The 17,432-nt window shown below is 63.6% G+C and carries 17 protein-coding genes; 14 read left to right on the top strand and 3 right to left on the bottom strand.

The window, feature by feature from the left end; all coding sequences use genetic code 11:
• The 6 genes from NKH03_RS10900 to NKH03_RS10875 all read left to right on the top strand — a co-directional run bounded on the left by NKH03_RS10900 (position 1) and on the right by NKH03_RS10875 (position 6,442).
• Positions 1-1,059 carry an LLM class flavin-dependent oxidoreductase gene (locus tag NKH03_RS10900; protein ID WP_352968374.1) on the top strand — a complete coding sequence of 353 codons (1,059 nt, stop codon included), beginning with the start codon at positions 1-3 and terminating at the stop codon, positions 1,057-1,059.
• Entirely contained in the window at positions 1,056-2,534 is a 1,479-nt protein-coding gene (locus tag NKH03_RS10895; protein ID WP_352968373.1) for an aldehyde dehydrogenase, read from the top strand. Before NKH03_RS10900 ends, NKH03_RS10895 begins: the two co-directional genes overlap by 4 nt.
• An 83-nt stretch (positions 2,535-2,617) precedes the next feature.
• Positions 2,618-3,637, top strand: coding sequence for an ABC transporter substrate-binding protein (locus NKH03_RS10890; RefSeq protein ID WP_352968372.1), 1,020 nt, complete (start codon positions 2,618-2,620; stop codon positions 3,635-3,637).
• A 108-nt stretch (positions 3,638-3,745) separates the two neighbouring features.
• Positions 3,746-4,567, top strand: a complete 822-nt coding sequence (locus NKH03_RS10885; protein ID WP_352968371.1) for an ABC transporter permease — start codon at positions 3,746-3,748, stop codon at positions 4,565-4,567.
• 1 nt (position 4,568) lies between these two features.
• The gene (locus NKH03_RS10880) at positions 4,569-5,369 is read left to right on the top strand and encodes an ABC transporter permease (protein WP_352863589.1); all 801 of its coding nucleotides are present in this window, start codon (positions 4,569-4,571) and stop codon (positions 5,367-5,369) included.
• A complete protein-coding gene (locus NKH03_RS10875) occupies positions 5,366-6,442 on the top strand; it encodes an ABC transporter ATP-binding protein (protein WP_352863590.1) in 1,077 nt (358 codons plus the stop codon). Before NKH03_RS10880 ends, NKH03_RS10875 begins: the two co-directional genes overlap by 4 nt.
• Positions 6,443-7,564: 1,122 nt before the next feature.
• On the opposite strand, the gene NKH03_RS10870 is transcribed toward NKH03_RS10875, so the two are convergent.
• Complete coding sequence (locus NKH03_RS10870; RefSeq protein ID WP_352968370.1) at positions 7,565-8,464, bottom strand: GNAT family N-acetyltransferase; 900 nt, start codon at positions 8,462-8,464, stop codon at positions 7,565-7,567.
• Between NKH03_RS10870 and NKH03_RS10865 the strand changes: the two genes are divergently transcribed.
• From NKH03_RS10865 to NKH03_RS10835, 7 genes are all read left to right on the top strand, one after another.
• The gene (locus NKH03_RS10865; protein WP_352968449.1) at positions 8,412-8,648 is read left to right on the top strand and encodes a hypothetical protein; all 237 of its coding nucleotides are present in this window, start codon (positions 8,412-8,414) and stop codon (positions 8,646-8,648) included. The two genes, NKH03_RS10870 and NKH03_RS10865, sit on opposite strands and share 53 nt — an antisense overlap.
• 55 nt (positions 8,649-8,703) lie before the next feature.
• Positions 8,704-9,828, top strand: a complete 1,125-nt coding sequence (gene argE / locus NKH03_RS10860) for an acetylornithine deacetylase (RefSeq protein WP_352968369.1) — start codon at positions 8,704-8,706, stop codon at positions 9,826-9,828.
• A 13-nt stretch (positions 9,829-9,841) separates the two neighbouring features.
• Positions 9,842-10,765 carry a 2-hydroxyacid dehydrogenase gene (locus tag NKH03_RS10855; RefSeq protein WP_352968368.1) on the top strand — a complete coding sequence of 308 codons (924 nt, stop codon included), beginning with the start codon at positions 9,842-9,844 and terminating at the stop codon, positions 10,763-10,765.
• Between the two features lie 23 nt (positions 10,766-10,788).
• Complete coding sequence (locus NKH03_RS10850) at positions 10,789-11,142, top strand: cupin domain-containing protein (protein WP_352863599.1); 354 nt, start codon at positions 10,789-10,791, stop codon at positions 11,140-11,142.
• A 149-nt stretch (positions 11,143-11,291) separates the two neighbouring features.
• A complete protein-coding gene (locus tag NKH03_RS10845; RefSeq protein WP_352968367.1) occupies positions 11,292-12,755 on the top strand; it encodes an aldehyde dehydrogenase family protein in 1,464 nt (487 codons plus the stop codon).
• A gap of 10 nt (positions 12,756-12,765) precedes the next feature.
• Complete coding sequence (locus tag NKH03_RS10840) at positions 12,766-13,809, top strand: tartrate dehydrogenase (protein ID WP_352968366.1); 1,044 nt, start codon at positions 12,766-12,768, stop codon at positions 13,807-13,809.
• A gap of 17 nt (positions 13,810-13,826) precedes the next feature.
• Positions 13,827-15,284, top strand: a complete 1,458-nt coding sequence (locus NKH03_RS10835; RefSeq protein WP_352968365.1) for an NAD-dependent succinate-semialdehyde dehydrogenase — start codon at positions 13,827-13,829, stop codon at positions 15,282-15,284.
• Between the two features lie 35 nt (positions 15,285-15,319).
• Here the strand turns inward: NKH03_RS10835 and NKH03_RS10830 are convergent, their stop codons facing one another.
• On the bottom strand, positions 15,320-16,594 hold the full coding sequence (locus NKH03_RS10830) for an NAD(P)/FAD-dependent oxidoreductase (RefSeq protein WP_352968364.1): 1,275 nt from the start codon (positions 16,592-16,594) through the stop codon (positions 15,320-15,322).
• A gap of 16 nt (positions 16,595-16,610) precedes the next feature.
• Entirely contained in the window at positions 16,611-17,279 is a 669-nt protein-coding gene (locus tag NKH03_RS10825; RefSeq protein ID WP_352968363.1) for a haloacid dehalogenase type II, read from the bottom strand.
• Here NKH03_RS10825 and NKH03_RS10820 point away from each other — a divergent pair.
• Positions 17,278-17,418, top strand: coding sequence for a hypothetical protein (locus tag NKH03_RS10820; RefSeq protein WP_352968362.1), 141 nt, complete (start codon positions 17,278-17,280; stop codon positions 17,416-17,418). The genes NKH03_RS10825 and NKH03_RS10820 overlap by 2 nt on opposite strands.
• Positions 17,419-17,432: the final 14 nt, after the last annotated feature.

Genomic DNA, 17,432 nt, shown 5'->3' with positions numbered 1-17,432 from the left:
ATGAAATTCTCGCTTTTCGTCCATATGGAGCGCTCGGATCTGGCAAAGCCGCATTCCGAGCTCGTCGGCGACCTGGAAGAGCTGGTGCTGCAGGCCGAAGAGGCAGGTTTTGAGACGGCCTGGATCGGCGAGCATCACGGGATGGAATTCACCATCTCGCCCAACCCGTTCATCAACATCGCCTGGCTCGGCGCCAGGACGAAGCGGATCCGGCTGGGCACCGGAACCGTCATCGCGCCGTTCTGGCATCCAATCAAGCTCGCCGGCGAAGCGGCCATGACCGACGTCATCACCGGCGGGCGGCTCGACATCGGCATTGCGCGCGGCGCCTACGCTTACGAATACCAACGCTTGTTCCCGGGGCTCGACGCCTGGGGCGCCGGCCAGCGCATGCGCGAGATCATCCCTGCCATCAAGGGCCTGTGGGAAGGCGATTTCGAAATGTCCGGCGAGTTCTGGTCGTTTCCCTCCACCACATCGTCGCCCAAGCCGGTCCAAAAGCCGCACCCGCCGATCTGGGTGGCCGCGCGCGATCCGAACTCGCACGACTTCGCGGTCTCCAACGGTTGCAACGTCCAGGTAACGCCGCTCGCCTCGGGCGACGGTGAAGTAACCAGCCTGATGGAGCGTTTCAACGCGGCGTGCGCCGCGCATCCCGACATGGCCCGCCCCGACATCATGCTGCTGATGCACACATTCGTTGCCGAGGATGCCGCCGATGCCGGGCAGCTGACGAAGGATCTGTCGCTGTTCTACTGCCAGTTCGGCGCGTGGTTCCAGAACAAGAAGCCGGTGCGCCAGGGCATATTGGAAGCGCTGAGCGAGGACGAAATCGCGGCCATGCCGCAATATGCGCCCGACAAGATCAGGCAGAACCTGGTCATCGGCGAAGCCGACGAGGTGATAGCCAGACTGAAGGCCTACGAGGCGCTCGGCTACGATCAGTATTCGATCTGGATCGACAGCGGCCTTTCCCATACGCGCAAGAAGAAATCGCTGCAGCTCTTCATCGACAGGGTGATGCCGGCATTTTCCGGACCGAAAGCGGGATTGCGATGAGCACCGCTCAATTCAGGAACTACATTGACGGCAGCTTCGAGGAGGCGGCCGCGACCTTCGACAGCATCGACCCGTCGACCGGCACGGCATGGGCAAGAATGCCCGCCGCATCGTCTGATGATGTCGACCGCGCCGTCGATGCCGCTCATCGAGCGCTGCGCTCCGGCGCGTGGGCAGCGATGACGGCGACCACGCGTGGCAAGCTCCTGGTGCGGCTCGGCGATCTCGTCGCCGCTAATGCCGATCGGCTGGCGGAACTCGAGACGCGCGACACCGGCAAGATCATCCGCGAGACCCGCGCCCAGATCGCCTATGTCGGCGACTACTACCGCTATTATGGCGGGCTGGCCGACAAGCACGAAGGCTCGTTCGTCCCGATCGACAAAGCGGATATGGAGGTGACGATCCGGCCCGAGCCGATCGGCGTCGTCGCGGCCGTCGTGCCCTGGAATTCGCAACTCTTCCTGTCCGCCGTCAAGCTCGGACCGGCGCTGGCCGCCGGCTGCACCGTCGTCCTCAAGGCGTCCGAGGACGGCCCCGCCCCGCTGCTGGCCTTTGCCGAACTCGTCCATGAGGCCGGCTTTCCCGCGGGCAGCGTCAACATCCTGACCGGCTTCGGCCATGATTGCGGTCACCGCCTGACCAGCCATCCGCTCGTCGCCCGCGTCGCCTTCACCGGTGGTCCGGCAACGGCCCGGCAGATCGTGAGGAACACGGCGGAAAATCTCGCCTTCACGACGCTTGAGCTTGGCGGCAAAAGCCCGGTCGTGGTGTTCGCCGATGCCGATCTGGACAGCGCCGCCAACGCTGTTGTCGCCGGCATTTTCGCCGCCACCGGCCAGAGCTGCGTCGCCGGCTCGCGCTTGCTGGTCGAGCGTTCGGTGAAGGATGAATTCCTCGCCCGGCTCAGGCACAAGGCAGAAGCGATCCGGATCGGCGATCCGCAGGACCCCGAGACCGAAATGGGGCCGCTGGCCACCTCGCGGCAGCGCGACTGGATCGAGAAGATTGTTGCGGCAAGCCTTGCCGGAGGTGGGCGACTGGTCACCGGCGGCGAACGGCCCGCCGGCCACGACGGTGGCCTCTATTACGCACCGACGATCATCGATGCTAATGATAATACCGGCCTGCCCTGCGTGCGCGAGGAGCTGTTCGGCCCCGTGCTCAGCGTACTCGCCTTCGATACGGAAGTCGAAGCTCTGGCGCTTGCCAACGACACGCCGTTCGGCCTGGCGTCCGGCGTCTTCACCACCAATCTCGCGAAAGCCCACCGCATGGCGCGCGGCATCCATGCCGGCGTGGTCTGGGTCAACACCTACCGCGCCGTCTCGCCGCTGGTCCCGTTCGGCGGCTATGGCCAGTCAGGGCTCGGCCGCGAGGGTGGCATGGACGCGATCCGCGACTACACGCGTTCGAAGTCGGTGTGGATACGCACCTCGGACGACCCGATTCCCGATCCTTTCGTCATGCGGTAGCCGCCGCTGGCCGGGGAAACGCGATCAAGGCGAAAACGCCGGTCGCAAACAGAAAAGAACCAAAACAAACAGAGGAGAACGACATGAAACTGATCATCACCGGCATTCTGGCCGGATTTCTGGCAACGACAGTTCTGGCAACGACGGCCGCACAGGCCGAGGACATGGTGTTCACGTCCTGGGGCGGGACGACCCAGGAAGCGCAGACCAAAACCTGGGCCGAACCGTTCGCGGCCGCATCCGGCATCAAGGTCATGCAGGACGGCCCGACCGACTACGGCAAGCTGAAGGCCATGGTCGACGCCGGCAGCGTCAACTGGGATGTCGTCGACGTCGAAATGGATTTCGCCATCAAGGCGGCCAAGGACGGCCTGCTCGAGCCGATCGATTTCACCGCCGTGCCGAAGGCCGACCTCGATCCGCGCTTCACCACCGAACACGCCGTCGGCAGCTTCTACTATTCCTTCGTGCTCGCCTGGAACAAGGGCGCCGTTTCGGGCGACCCGGCCGGCTGGGCCGACATGTTCGACACCAAGAAATTCCCGGGCAAGCGCACCTTTTACAAATGGTCGGCGCCCGGCGTCATCGAGATCGCGCTGCTCGCTGACGGCGTTCCCGCCGACAAGCTCTATCCGCTCGATCTCGACCGCGCCTTCAAGAAGCTCGACACCATCAAGTCGGACATCGTCTGGTGGGGCGGCGGCGCGGAGTCGCAACAGTTGATCGCCTCCGGCGAAGCGACGTTCGGCCAGCTGTGGAACGGCCGCGTCTTTGCACTGGAGAAGGATGGCGCCAATGTCGGCGTCTCCTGGAACCAGAATCTGACCGCGGCCGATGTCCTGGTGGTGCCGAAGGGCGCCAAGAACAAGGACGCCGCGATGAAGTTTCTAGCTGCGGCAAGCAGTCCCACTGGCCAGGCGAAGTTTGCCGAAGCCAGTGGCTATGCGCCTGTAAACACCAAGGCCAAGGCCGAGATGCCGGCCGATGTGGTGAAGGCGCTGCCGGATGCTCATGTCGACGGGCAGATCAACCTCGACATGGACTATTGGGCGCAGAATCGCGACACCATCGCCGCACGCTGGTATGCCTGGCAAGCGAAGTAAGCCCGCTCCTTGAACAGCAAGGAACGAGACGGTCTGCGCCGTCTCGTTCCGTAGCCCGGGTCCGCTGCAATGTCGGTCGAAACACGCCAGAGCTTACCAACGTTTCGGATGCCGGCAGGCCTCAATGGGCTGCTGCCGGCGCTGGTCCTGATCGTGCTGTTCTTCGTCGTGCCGGTTCTGGCCCTGCTTTTGCGCAGCGTCACGGAACCCGAGCCCGGCTTGCAGAACTACGCGGCCCTGCTTGGCGACAGCACCTATGCGCGGGTATTCTTCAACACCTTCCTGGTCGCTTCGGTGGTCACTATCGTCACCGTCCTCGTCGCCTTTCCGGTCGCCTGGATGCTGGCGATCATGCCCTCGGCGCTGGCCTCGATCGTCTTCGGCGTCATCATCCTGTCGATGTGGACCAATCTGCTCACCCGCACCTATGCCTGGATGGTGCTGCTGCAGCGCACCGGCGTCATCAACCGGACGCTGATCGCCACCGGGATCATCGACCAGCCGCTGCCGCTCATCAACAATCTCACCGGCGTCACCATCGGCATGGTCTACATCATGCTGCCGTTCATGATCCTGCCGTTGGTCGGCACCTTGCGGGCGATCGACCCGATGACGCTGCGTGCCGCAGCATTGTGCGGCGCCAGCCCCTTCCAGGCCTTCCGCCGCATCCTTTTGCCGCTGTCGCTGCCCGGCATCGCCGCCGGCGGGCTGATGGTGTTCGTCATGTCGCTTGGCTATTTCGTCACGCCGGCGCTGCTCGGCGGCACGTCGAACATGATGCTGGCCGAAATGATTGCGCAGATGATCCAGTCGCTGCTCAATTGGGGGCTCGGCAGCGCCGCCGCCTTCATCCTGCTTGTCGTCACCATGGCGCTCTACGCGCTGCAGCTGCGCCTCGTCGGCGCCCGGCGCGTGACGGGAGGCGTCTGAGATGCTGCTCGACTATGACCGCATGGGTTGGCTGAAAATTGCGCTGCTCGGCTTCACGGTACTGGTCGCCGGCTTCCTGCTCCTGCCGGTGGTCTTTATCGTTCTGCTGTCGTTCGGATCGTCGCGCTGGCTGGCGTTTCCGCCACCCGGCTGGACGCTGAAATGGTACCAGGAACTGTTTGCCGATCCGGCCTGGCTGGAGGCGGCGCTGACCAGCGCCCGCATCGCCACCATGACGGCGATCCTCGCCGTGGCAATCGGCCTGCTCGCCTCCTTTGCGCTGGTTCGCGGCCAGTTTCGGGGCCGTGAAATCCTGCGCGGCCTGCTGCTGACGCCGATGGTCCTGCCGGTCGTGGTCTTCGCCATCGCCATCTACGCCTTCTTTTTGCGCCTTGGCCTTGGCGGCACCACGATCGGCTTCGTCATCGCCCACACGGTGCTGGCGCTGCCCTTCGCCATCATCCCGATCGCCACAGCGCTGGAAGGCTTCGACAAGTCGATCGAGGACGCAGCGATCGTCTGCGGCGCCAGCCCGCTCGAGGCAAAGCTCCGGATCACCTTGCCGTCAATCCGGATCGGGATCTTTTCCGCCGCCATCTTTGCCTTCCTCGCCTCCTGGGATGAAGTCGTCGTCGCCATCTTCATGGCCAGCCCGACCTTGCAGACCTTGCCGGTCAAGATCTGGGGCAGTCTGCGGTCGGATTTGAGCCCAGTCGTCGCCGCCGCCTCCAGCCTGCTCGTCGGTCTGACACTTGCCTTGATGGTGGTGACGGCACTGCTGCGCCGAAAGTTCCAGACATGACCCAGCCCTTCCTTTCCATCCGCAAATTGCGCAAGGCGTTCGGCGCGTTCACCGCGGTGCATGACGTCACCCTCGAGATACCCAGGGGCGAATTCCTGACCTTTCTCGGACCGTCGGGCTCGGGAAAATCGACCACGCTCTATGCCATTGCTGGCTTCCAGGACCCGAGCTCCGGCGACGTACAGCTGGAAGGCAAGTCGCTGCTCGCAGTGCCGTCGCACAAGCGCAACATCGGCATGGTGTTCCAGCGCTACACGCTGTTTCCGCATCTGACAGTGGCCGAAAACATCGCCTTCCCGCTGCGGGTTCGCCGCCGGCCTGATGCCGAGGTGAAGAAGAAGGTCGCCGACATGCTGGCGCTGGTGCGGCTGGAGAGCTTCGCCGCGCGATTGCCCGGCGCGCTGTCAGGCGGCCAGCAGCAGCGCGTCGCGCTGGCGCGGGCGCTGGCCTACGATCCGCCGATCCTGTTGATGGATGAGCCGCTTTCGGCGCTCGACAAGAAGCTGCGCGAGGAGATACAGGCCGAGATCCGCCGCATCCACCGCGAGACCGGCGTCACCATCCTCTACGTCACCCATGACCAGGAAGAGGCGCTGCATCTGTCGGACCGTATCGCCCTGTTCAAAGACGGTCGCATCGAGCAGACCGGCACCGGCGAGGACCTCTATCTCAGGCCCGCGACCGACTTCGTCGCCGGCTTCATAGGCAATTCGAACTTTTTGGCCGCCGAACATCTCGAAACCATCGATGGAGCGGCAACGATCCGGCTCGCAGACGGTTCGGTCGTCTCCGGCGTCAGCGTCAACCGCGCTTTCGACAAGGGTCAAAAAACCCGACTGATGATCCGGCCGGAGGCGTTCGGCATGAGGCGAAAGCCGATGAGTGCGGAACTCAATGTCGAGATCGTCGATGTCGCATTCTATGGCGAGCGCCGGCGCATCGTCGCGCGCACCGCCAACGGACAGGAAGTCGACATCAGGCCGACGTCGACCGCCATGCAATCGCACGACGCAACGCAACGTCATCGGCACGTGTTTTTCGATCCGGCCGCCGCGTTCCTGTTTCCGGCCTGAGTTTTCCAAAAGTGGGTCAAGGTAACAATCTGTTCCAGATCGCAGATACGCGACTTTACACGTAGAAGACAGGATGCCAGCTGCCGTCTCGATGGCAGTGTGCGTGTGGCACCTGCGAACCGCGAATGATACACCTCTGACCGTGCGCATCACCGACCTTGCGCGGTTGAATCCTTCTGCTGCTCGGATAGCAATTGAGTTGCGGACTCAGCCTACGCACCCGCTCACTGAACCACGGCGCGCTTGCGCCATCATTGCGGCCCGCTGCTGCGAACGCTGGCATTTGAGTTCGAGGAGGTCTTCCATCCCCCATTTTGATCCCTCGGCGACTTCGATCGAGATAAGTCGGGTGTTGATGCCAACCATCAAGGCGCGTGGCATCGAGTCATGATCGCTCGCCATGTCACGCCGCTCGCATCATTGGCACGACCTGGAGCTTCGCAACAGCGGCGGCCGCCAAGCATCGGCGATTTTCGGATCCCCTAGCCCCGGCAGCGTTCCAGACGGCATATTGCGCGACTTTGAAACGCCTCTGCTCTCGATTCGCTCGCACGGACAGGAGGGCTGCGTCTGATCATTTGCCCGCGAGTTCAATCACTGTCGTTGCGACGCCAAACGATCTAAGCCACCCGCTAACTACTGGATCCGGAGTGCCTGGGCGGTCCCCCTTCAGTCTTTCATGGCTCTTGAGACTGGTATCTATCACGAAGCTCCCACCACTCTCATGTTGTGGAATTTTCGATTTTCGAAGAGACCCGAAGGGGTGCGAGTCCAAAATGCAAAGGCAAGGCAAGTAAAAAAGATAAATAATTCAAACGCTTGTCGTTCTGGGTGGGCCCGGAGGACGTACGAAAACTGTTGATTTCATTGAGTTTTTCGTGGGCCAGAATCAGAAGTCTTCCCGTATCGTTCCGTATGGTTTCGCGACGCTTTCATCGTCCAAACTTGACTAGATATGCGCCACATTGATGCGCGCCTGCCTTGGGTAACTCCGAAGGCTGTGACAATCCGCTTTGGTCTCATGCGTTCGGTCCAGCATAGCTGCAGAAACCGTACTTCTCTTAGCGCCACAAGAGTGCCTGCAAGGGCGTGGACAGCTGCGCCTGGCTGCGTACTGGACTACTACCCGAGAGTCTGACTGGCGAGGGCGTAGGTCATCGGTGTGGCTGCGCCGCCGACGAAAAAATCGGCGAAGCGTTTGCCCATCGACATGGTCAGCACCGTGTCGAAAACCGGCATTCCGCTGTGCGACAGAAAGGCGGCGAACTCGCCATTGTCCATGTGGGTGTCGATCCGCAGGAAAGACCCCGAATGGTCGGCCACGTGTGGCTGGACAACCGCTACCGCCTCGGCGTCGCTTTCCGCCACGACCGGCCCCACGACGTGGCCCCGCCCGAACGGTCGACAGAGCGCGAACGCGTTCAGCTTGTCATCTTTGAAAAGACCATAACCGGCCGAGTGCGTGAAAAGCCTTTCGATGAGTGCCGCCCGCCTCACGCCAAATCCTGCCGCGTCGAGTGCGATAGCTGCTGGAATATCCCCTGCGCCCAAGGTCCTGACATCGCGTATGTCTCCCGGGCTACCCGTCGTCTCCAGGCGGGCGATGCCCTGGCATTGATAGACAGTCTTCTCCGGCTGGAAGTCGAGCGAGAGATAGAGCCGCCTTGCCGCCCTGGTCGCATTGAGGCGCAAGTCGCGGCCGGCTACCCTGTCGAAGACCCGCTTCATCAGCCATTGCCCCGCACCCAGCGTCTGGAGCCGCGGCGAGGTGATGACCATGCCCACGGTTGCGAAATCCGTGCCATGCGCGAACCACATGGCCGAGCCAAGAACCCGGCCGATCTCGTCGAGCGCCACGAACCCCTCTCCCGATTGGCGCAGGAATTGCCAATCCTCGGCGCGATGCGGCCATCCCACGGAGAGTGAGAGTGCGTGCAACCGGTCAAGATCGACGCCTTCGATGTCGTCGATGCGCATCGAGAAAGTATCGATTTTCAAGCTCTCGGAAGGCTTCAAGTCCATGCCCCTGAAAGATTTCCGCACTAAAGCGCCACGCACGGATGGCCACCCTCTGCCCGACAACGCTAATCGAGCAGACCAGTACGAATTGCTCGAATGCCGCCCAGCAACGCAAGATTCAACTGAAACACTTCCGCCTTCGGCACGCAATCGCGAAAGAACGCGCACACTCTCTCTGGAAATCTAGCAGCATATGGTCGACGGCACCGATCCGGCGAACCCGAAATGTTTTGAGGGCTGGAATGGACGTCTTCGACATCCTCGATCGTCTCGTCGCCTTTCCATCGGTCGCCGGCAGACCGAACGGCGATATCGCCGGCTGGATCGAGACCTATCTCGCGGAACACGGAACCCGGGTCACCGTGCTTCCAGGTCCGGAAGGCGATCGTTCCAATCTTTTCGCAACGATCGGCCCTGCCGATGTCCCGGGCTACATACTGTCCGGCCATATGGACGTCGTCCCCGCCAGTGAGCCGCAATGGAGTTCGAGCCCTTTCGCGCTACGCCGGGAGGGCGAACGGCTCTACGGACGCGGCACCACGGACATGAAGGGCTTTCTTGCCGCGGCACTCGCCGCCGTGCCCGCGCTGGTGGGGCTGCGCCTTGCCAGGCCAATTCACCTCGCCTTTTCTTACGACGAGGAGGTGGGATGCCGCGGCGTGCCGCATTTGATCGCCCGCCTTCCTGAGCTTTGCGCAAAGCCGCTCGGCGTCATTGTCGGCGAGCCGAGCGGTATGCGCGCCGTGCGCGGCCACAAGGGCAAGGCGGCCGCCCGCGTGATTGTCAACGGGCGCTCCGGCCATTCCTCCCGACCCGACCTCGGGCTCAACGCCATCCATGCCATGGCCGATGCGCTGAACGCAGCCGTGAACGAGGCCGAACGGCTGACGCACGGTCCGTTCGACCCTGCCTTCGAGCCGCCCTACTCCTCGCTGCAAGCGGGCGTGATGGCTGGCGGACATCAGGTCAACATCGTCCCCGACACCTGCACGCTGGACCTGGAGGCACGCGCCATACCTGGCGTCGACCCGGCAAGCCTGCTGGCGCCTGTAAGGGCGCGCGCAGAGGCCCTTGCGGCCGATGGCTTTCGCATCGAGTGGACACCGATGAGCGCCTATCCGGCGCTGTCGCTGCCGCAGGATGCGCCACTTGCGGGACTGCTGCACGCCTTGACCGGCGAGGTGCCGCTTGCCGCCGTCAGCTACGGTACGGAGGCCGGACTTTACCAGGCCGCTGGGTTCGATGCGATCATCTGCGGCCCCGGCGACATCGACCGCGCCCACAAACCGGATGAGTACATTTTCACCAGCGAACTCGCCGTCTGCCAGCGATTGATCGAGGTGCTGGGCGCCCGTTGCGCGACTTGAAGGGGAAAGCGGAATGACATTCCTGTTCAATTCCGATGCGCGCCGCGGGACGATCTTCGCCGATGCCTTCGCGAGAGAACTGCCGGACGTCCCCTTCACGATGAATGCCGCAACGGTCGATCCCGACGCCGTGCGTTACCTGATCAGCTGGACGGTGCCGGATAACCTCGCCCGTTATAGGAATCTGGAAATCCTGTTTTCGATTGGCGCCGGCGTCGACCAGCTTCGCCTCGATGCGGTGCCTGCGAACGTTAAGATCGTGCGCATGATCGAGGAAGGCATCGTGCGCATGATGCAGGAATATGTGACGCTTGCCGTGCTTGCCCTCCACCGCAACCTGCCGGCCTATCTGGCGCAGCAGCGCGCCGGCGAATGGGCGGATATCGCGCAGCTCCCGGCCGTGTCGCGCCGGGTCGGCGTGCTCGGCCTCGGGCAGCTCGGCCAAGCCGTCCTCGACCGCCTGAAGCCCTTCGGCTTCCCGCTCGCCGGATGGAGCCGCGAGCCGCGGCAGATCGAGGGTGTGGCCTGTCATCATGGAAAGCTTGGACTGAAGGAGATGCTCGCTGCCAGCGACATACTGATCTGCCTGCTGCCGCTGACGGGAGACACGCGCGGTTTGCTCAATGCCGGCCTGTTTGCGAAGCTGCCCAAGGGCGCAGCGCTCGTCCACACCGGCCGGGGGCCGCAGCTCGACCATGAAGCCCTTCTCGCCGCGCTCGACCGCGGCCACCTTTCGGCGGCGATGATCGACGTCACCGATCCCGAACCGCTGCCCCCGAGCCATCCCTTCTGGTCGCATCCGAAGATCATTCTGACCCCGCATGTCGCCAGCGTCACCCAGCCGGCGACCGCTGCGCCCGCCGTTATCGACAACATCAGGCGCCACCGCGCGGGCCTCGATCTCATCGGGCTCGTCGACCGATTGCGCGGTTATTGAAATCCAACCCGAAAGGCCATTCCTTGTCCCTACTCAAGACCGTCGATACCAACCCAGACTTCACCCCGCGCGAATCCAAGGCGCTGCCCGAACGACGAATTGCCGGCGACCCCGCCTTCAAGACCTGGGCACAGGACGCCGCCAAGGGCGACCTTGTCCGTACCGGCGTCTGGGAGGCGACGCCGGGGGAGACGCGCTCGATCAAGGGCGACACGTTCGAGTTCTGCCACATCCTCTCCGGCGTGATCGAAATCACGCCCGATGGCGGCGAGACGATGACCTACCGCGCCGGCGACAGCTTCGTAATGAAGCCCGGCTTCACCGGTATCTGGAAGACCATCCAAACGGTGCGCAAGATCTACGTGACGGTCGGATAACGGAACCCGCGTGAGGTGCCTGCATGCGCGGAAGATTTTGCCGTCTCGCGTGCCTGGCACGCAACATTCGGCGGCGGCGGATCGCCGAACAGCGCATGCTGCGTGCCAGCACGCGCTAGGCTCCAGCCGATGCCGCAGAGTGGTTGTCGATGAGCCTGAGCTTCGATCCCAATACAATCCGCCTCCCCGTCGGCCACTTCATCGGTGGGGAACTGATCCCGGCCGAGGGTGGGATCGAAATGCGCCGCCCGTCGGATGGCAAGTCATACACGGCCTGCCCAGTGGCTGGCGTAGACGTCGTCGACCGTACGGTGGAAAGCGCCAAGGTGGCGCTGAAGACCAGCAACTGGGGCGGCGTCCGGCCACGCGAGCGCACCAGGGCGCTCCAGGCTTGGGCTGACCTGATCGAGGCGGAAGCCGAAACGCTGGCCAGGATCGAGGCGCTGTGCTCGACGCGGCCCGTAGGCCAGCTCGTCGCCGGCGATATCGCCATAACCGCCGAGCAGATACGCTTCTTTGCCGAGTTCGCCGACAAGGAAGGCAGCGAGCTTGTGCCCACCGACGATGCCAATCTCGGCATGATCATGAGCGAGCCCTATGGCGTGGTCGGCGCGATCACGCCCTGGAATTTTCCTGTCTCGATGGCCGGCTGGAAGCTCGGTCCTGCGCTGGCCGCCGGCAATGCGGTTGTGCTGAAGCCTTCGGAAATGACCCCCTTTTCGACAGTCTATATCGCGCAGCTTGCCGTTAAGGCCGGTCTGCCCGTCGGGCTCATCAACGTGGTCTTGGGTGACGGTCCAACGACAGGCACGGCGCTCACCGGTCATCCCGACATCGCCAAGATCTCCTTCACCGGCTCGAGCCGCGCCGGCTCGGCCATCATGGAGAATGTCGCCCGCACCGGCGTCAAGCCGATGACGCTGGAACTCGGCGGCAAGAGCCCGCAGATCGTCTTTGCCGATGCCGATCTCGACAGGGCGGCAATGGCGATCGCCGGCAGCGTCACCTTCAATGCCGGCCAGGCCTGTGTGGCCGGCACACGCCTGATCGTCGAGAAGAGAGTCGCCGACAGGCTGACGGCCTCCATCCTGGAGCGGATGAAAGCTGTGCGGCCCGGCCCGACCTGGAACGAGGCGACACAATATTCCCCGATCATCTCAGAACGGCAGCGCGCGCGTATCGATAGCATCGTCAAGGCCGCGGTCGAGGCCGGCGCCGAATGCCTGACCGGTGGCAACGTCATGGACAGCCCCGGCTATTTCTACGAGCCGACGCTGATCGCCAATGTCGATCAGGCCAATCCTGCAATCATCGAGGAGATCTTCGGCCCGGTCCTGACCGTGCAGACCTTCGAGACCGAGGAAGAGGCGCTGGCGCTGGCCAGCCATCCGACTTACGGGCTGGCTTCCGGTCTGTTCACCACCGACCTCTCCCGCACCATCCGCTTCGCACGCAAGCTCGAAGCGGGCACCGTCTGGGTCAACCGCTACAGCCGCTCGCGCGACCATATCCTGCCGACCGGCGGCTACAAGCGCTCCGGCATCGGCAAGGACCTCGGCCGCGACTCGTATCTTGCCAATCGCAGGACCAAGAGCGTCCTGATCAGCCTGTGAAGAGATGCCGATGAAGTCCTACTCGATCGCCCTGATCCCCGGTGACGGCATCGGCCGCGATGTCACCACCGCCGCCTGGACAGTGCTGGAGACGGCGGCCAGACACGCCGGCTTTGCCCTGACGGGTACGGAGTTCCCCTGGTCCTGTAAATTCTACAAGGAATCCGGCCGCATGATGCCCGAGGATGGCATCGAGACCTTGCGCGGCTTCGACGCCATCCTTCTCGGCGCCGTCGGCTGGCCGGCGGAAGTGCCGGATTCCGTCTCGCTTCACGGTCTCCTGCTGCCGATCCGCAAGGCGTTCGTGCAATATGCCAACATCCGGCCGCACCGTCTGTTGCCGGGCGTGAAGGGCCCTCTGCGGGCCGAGAGCTTCGACATATTGTGCATCCGCGAAAACACCGAAGGCGAATATTCGGGCGCCGGCGGGCGCGTGCATCAAGGCACGCTGGACGAGGTCGCTGTCGAAACCTCGATCTTCACCCGCGCCGGCGTCGAGCGCATCCTGCGCTTCGGCTTCGAGCAGGCGCGGACGCGGACGCGCAAACTGGCCTCCGTCACGAAATCCAACGCGCAGAAATACTCGATGGTGTTCTGGGACGAGATCACGCGAAAGCTGGAGGCGGACTATCCTGATGTCGCAGTGACCAGCTATCATGTCGACGCGCTCGCCGCGCGCATGATCATGGCGCCGGGGAGCCTCGACGTGGTCGTCGCCTCCAATCTGTTCGGCGACATCCTGACCGATATCGGCGCGGCGATCCAGGGCGGGCTCGGCTTCGCCGCCTCCGCCAACATCAATCCCGACCGCTCGGCGCCGTCCATGTTCGAGCCGGTGCATGGCTCCGCGCCCGACATCGCCCATCTCGGCATCGCCGACCCGATCGCCACCATATGGTCCGGCGCCATGATGCTCGATCATCTCGGCGAAAAGGCCGCCGCCGGCCGGGTTATGCAAGCGATCGAAGCGACAACCGCGCGCGGCATTGGAACAACTCCCGGCAAAGACAGCACGAAAGCCATCACAGCCGCCATCGTCGCGGCGCTCACCTGATTGCAAGGTCGTATCCGATGAAAAGCCTGAAAGACAAAAATCTGTTCCGCGAAGCCGGCCTGATTGCCGGTAACTGGATTGCTGCCGGCTCCGGAAAAACGGTCGATGTCCTGGATCCGGCGACACAGTCGCCGATCGGCACAGTGCCCGACATGGCCGGTCCGGAGACCCGCGCGGCGATAGAGGCCGCGGCTTCCGCCTTTGGCGACTGGAGGAAGAAAACCAACGCCGAACGCGCTTCGCTGCTGGAAGCATGGCATGGCCTGATGCTCGCGCATCTGGACGATCTGGCGCTGATCCTGACGACCGAACAGGGCAAGCCACTGGACGAGGCCAAAGGCGAGATCCGTTACGGCGCATCCTTCGTCAAATGGTTCGCCGAGGAAGCGCGCCGCATAAACGGCCACACCATCCCCTCGCCCACGCCAGACCGGCGCATCATCGTGCTTAAGGAACCCGTCGGGGTTTGCGGCATCATCACGCCGTGGAACTTTCCCAACGCGATGATCACCCGCAAGGTCGCGCCGGCGCTGGCCGCCGGCTGCACGGTGGTCATCAAGCCGTCCGAGTTCACGCCCTATTCGGCGCTGGCGCTTGGCGTACTCGCCGAACGCGCGGGCATTCCCGCGGGCGTCATCAACATCGTCACCGGCATGCCGCCCGAGATCGGCAACGAGATCATGGCGAACGAGACCGTTCGCAAGATCTCTTTCACCGGCTCGACGCGGGTCGGTTCGCTGCTGATGCGCGGCGCCGCTGACAGCGTGAAGCGGCTCAGCCTCGAACTCGGCGGCAACGCCCCCTTCATCGTCTTCGACGACGCCGATCTCGATCTCGCCATCGAGGGCGCGCTCGTCTCGAAGTTCCGCAATGGCGGCCAGACCTGCGTCTGCGCCAATCGCATCCTCGTCCAGGCCGGTGTCTACGAAACCTTCGCCAGGAAGCTCACCGCCCGCGTCAACGCCATGACGGTCGGGCCCGGCACACAGCCCGGCGTCGCCATCGGGCCGATGATCAACATGGCGGCGGTCGAGAAAATCAACCGCCACGTCGAGGATGCGCTGGCCAAAGGTGCAAAGATCATCACGGACCGGCCGGCCTTGCCTGGCGGTCCGCAATATGTCGCGCCGCTGGTGCTGACCGGCGCGACACGTGAGATGCAGCTCGCCGGCGAGGAAACGTTTGGCCCGGTTGCGCCGCTTTTCCGCTTCGAGACGGAAGAGGAAGCGATCACGCTGGCCAATGGCACGCCCTACGGGCTTGCCTCCTACTTCTACACCGAGAACCTGAAACGCGCCTGGCGCGTCGGCGAGGCACTGGAATTCGGCATGGTAGGGCTCAACACCGGCTCAGTCTCGATCGAGGTGGCCCCCTTCGGGGGCGTCAAACAGTCCGGTCTCGGGCGCGAGGGGGCTCAGGCCGGCATCGAGGAATATCTCGAGATGAAGAGTTTTCATATGGGCGGGCTCAGCTGAGACAATTTGGCTGAAGCCCGGCCAGGCCGAAAAGGTCACCGAATCCGATCGAGCGCCTTGTAGTAGAGGCCGACCATCGGCAGGAACCACGGCTTGCCGGAATAGCCGGGAATGGCAGGCCACTCGAACCCCTTCATCGGATTGCGATCCGCGCGGCCGAGCATGGCATCGGCCAAGATCATGCCAAGATGCGTGGAAAGCTGCGCGCCGTGGCCGGAATATCCCATCGCGAACCAGACCCCATCATGGTAGCCGGCCCGCGGGAAGCGGTCCTTGGTCATGTCGACCAGCCCGCCCCAGCAATAGTCGATCTCGACCTTGGCGAGTTGCGGGAAGATCGTGGCAAGGCTCGCCTGCAATATCCGTCCGCTCCTGGCGTCGGAGCGCTGGTCCGATGTCGCCGAGAAGCGTGCGCGGCCGCCGAAGATCAGGCGGTTATCAGGCGAAAGCCGGAAGTAGTTGCCGATGTTCATCGAGGTCACGCATGTCCGGTTGCCGGGCATGGTCGCGGCGATCTCGGCGTCGCTGAGCGGCCGCGTGGCGATGATGAAGCTGCCGACGGAGATGATCCTGCGGTGAAAATAACCGAAATTCGGCGTGGTATAGGCGCCGGTCGCCACCAGCACATTGTCGGCGCTGATCCGACCGCGCGAGGTGGTGATCTCATGCTTGCTGCCGACCTGCTTCCGATCCGTCACCGCCGCGTTCTCGTGAATGACGGCACCGTGGCGGGTAGCGGCCGTGGCCAGGCCGGCGACATAGCGGCCCATATGCATCATGGCGCTTTTCTTCGACAGCATCGCGCCATGAAAGGGCGAGCCGATCTCGTATCTGAGATCGTTCGCCGACAGCAGCGTCGTATCCGGGTCCACCTCGGCATAGAGCGCTTCGAAGTTGCGGGCGATTGATTCAAAATGCTGCGGCTTGGAGGCGAGCTTCAGCTTTCCGGCGCGGCGGAAATTGCAGTCGATGCCTTCCTCGGCGACCAGCGTCTCGATGGTGTCGACCGAGTCGTCAAGTGCCCGGTAGAGCGCTATCGCGCGTTCCTTGCCGAGCTCCGCCTTGGCAGAGAGGTAGCTGTGGGCGAGGCCGTTGTTCAGGTGTCCGCCATTGCGTCCGGATGCACCCCACCCCACCCGCTCCGCTTCCAGCACCGCCACCTTGGTGCCGGCCTTCGCCAGTCGGTGCGCCGCGGCAAGGCCGGTGAAGCCGCCGCCGACGATGGCGGCATCGTAGTGCCCCTCGACCGGGCCTGGCGCCCCGCCGGTAAAGACGGGGGCGGTGTCGTGCCAGTAGGAGACCAGTTTCATCGGCAATCCGCCTGTTTCAAAGCCCGACCACGCCCGGGAGGCCGGAAATGTCCGATATCTCGACATAGCCATAGTACGGGTTGGCCGGTTCGTGCCCGCGATTGACCCAGACCTTGTTCTTGATGCCGAGATCATGTGCCGACATCAGGTCGTAGCGGAACGAGGACGAGCAGTGAAGAATGTCTTCCGGGCCGCAGCCCAGCATGTCCAGCATGTATTCGAACCCCTTGAACCGGGGCTTGTAGGCTTGCGCCTGCTCGGCCGTGTAGACGGCATGGAACGGCGCGCCGAGCTTCTCGACATTGGACATGATCTGCGCGTTCATGGCGTTGGACAGGATGACCAGGGGAATTTCCTTGGCGACCTTCGCCAGGCCGGCCGGAACGTCGGCGTGCGGCCCCCAGGTCGGCACGCGCTCATAGATCATCCTGGCGTCGTCGGGGCTGAAGGCGACACCATTGCGCTTGCAGGTGCGCTCGAGCGCGTTGTGGATGACATCGGCATACGGCTTCCAGTCGCCCATGATCTCGTCGAGCCGATAGGCCGAGAAATTCTTGATGAACTCCTGCATGCGGGGCTCGTCGAGCCGGCTGCCATAGAGGTCGCGCGCCGCTTCCGCCATCTGGAAAAAGGTCAACGTGCCGTAGCAGTCGAAGGTGATGTATTTGGGCCTGAAGGAAGCCATGTCCGTCGATCTCCGGTGGAAGCACATCCGTGCAGGGATGTATTCCATCATAGGACGGCAGGTGGCGACCCACCTGACCGAAATCGCCCTCACGAAAGCAGAAAGTTCCGTATCCGCCATCCGGTTTGGCACGCTGTAGCATCTGGCGTGCCG

Source organism: Mesorhizobium sp. M1406 (assembly GCF_040317555.1).
Taxonomy (GTDB): domain Bacteria; phylum Pseudomonadota; class Alphaproteobacteria; order Rhizobiales; family Rhizobiaceae; genus Mesorhizobium.
Note: the sequence above shows the minus strand (reverse complement) of the source record. Positions and strands in the feature narration are given on the sequence as shown.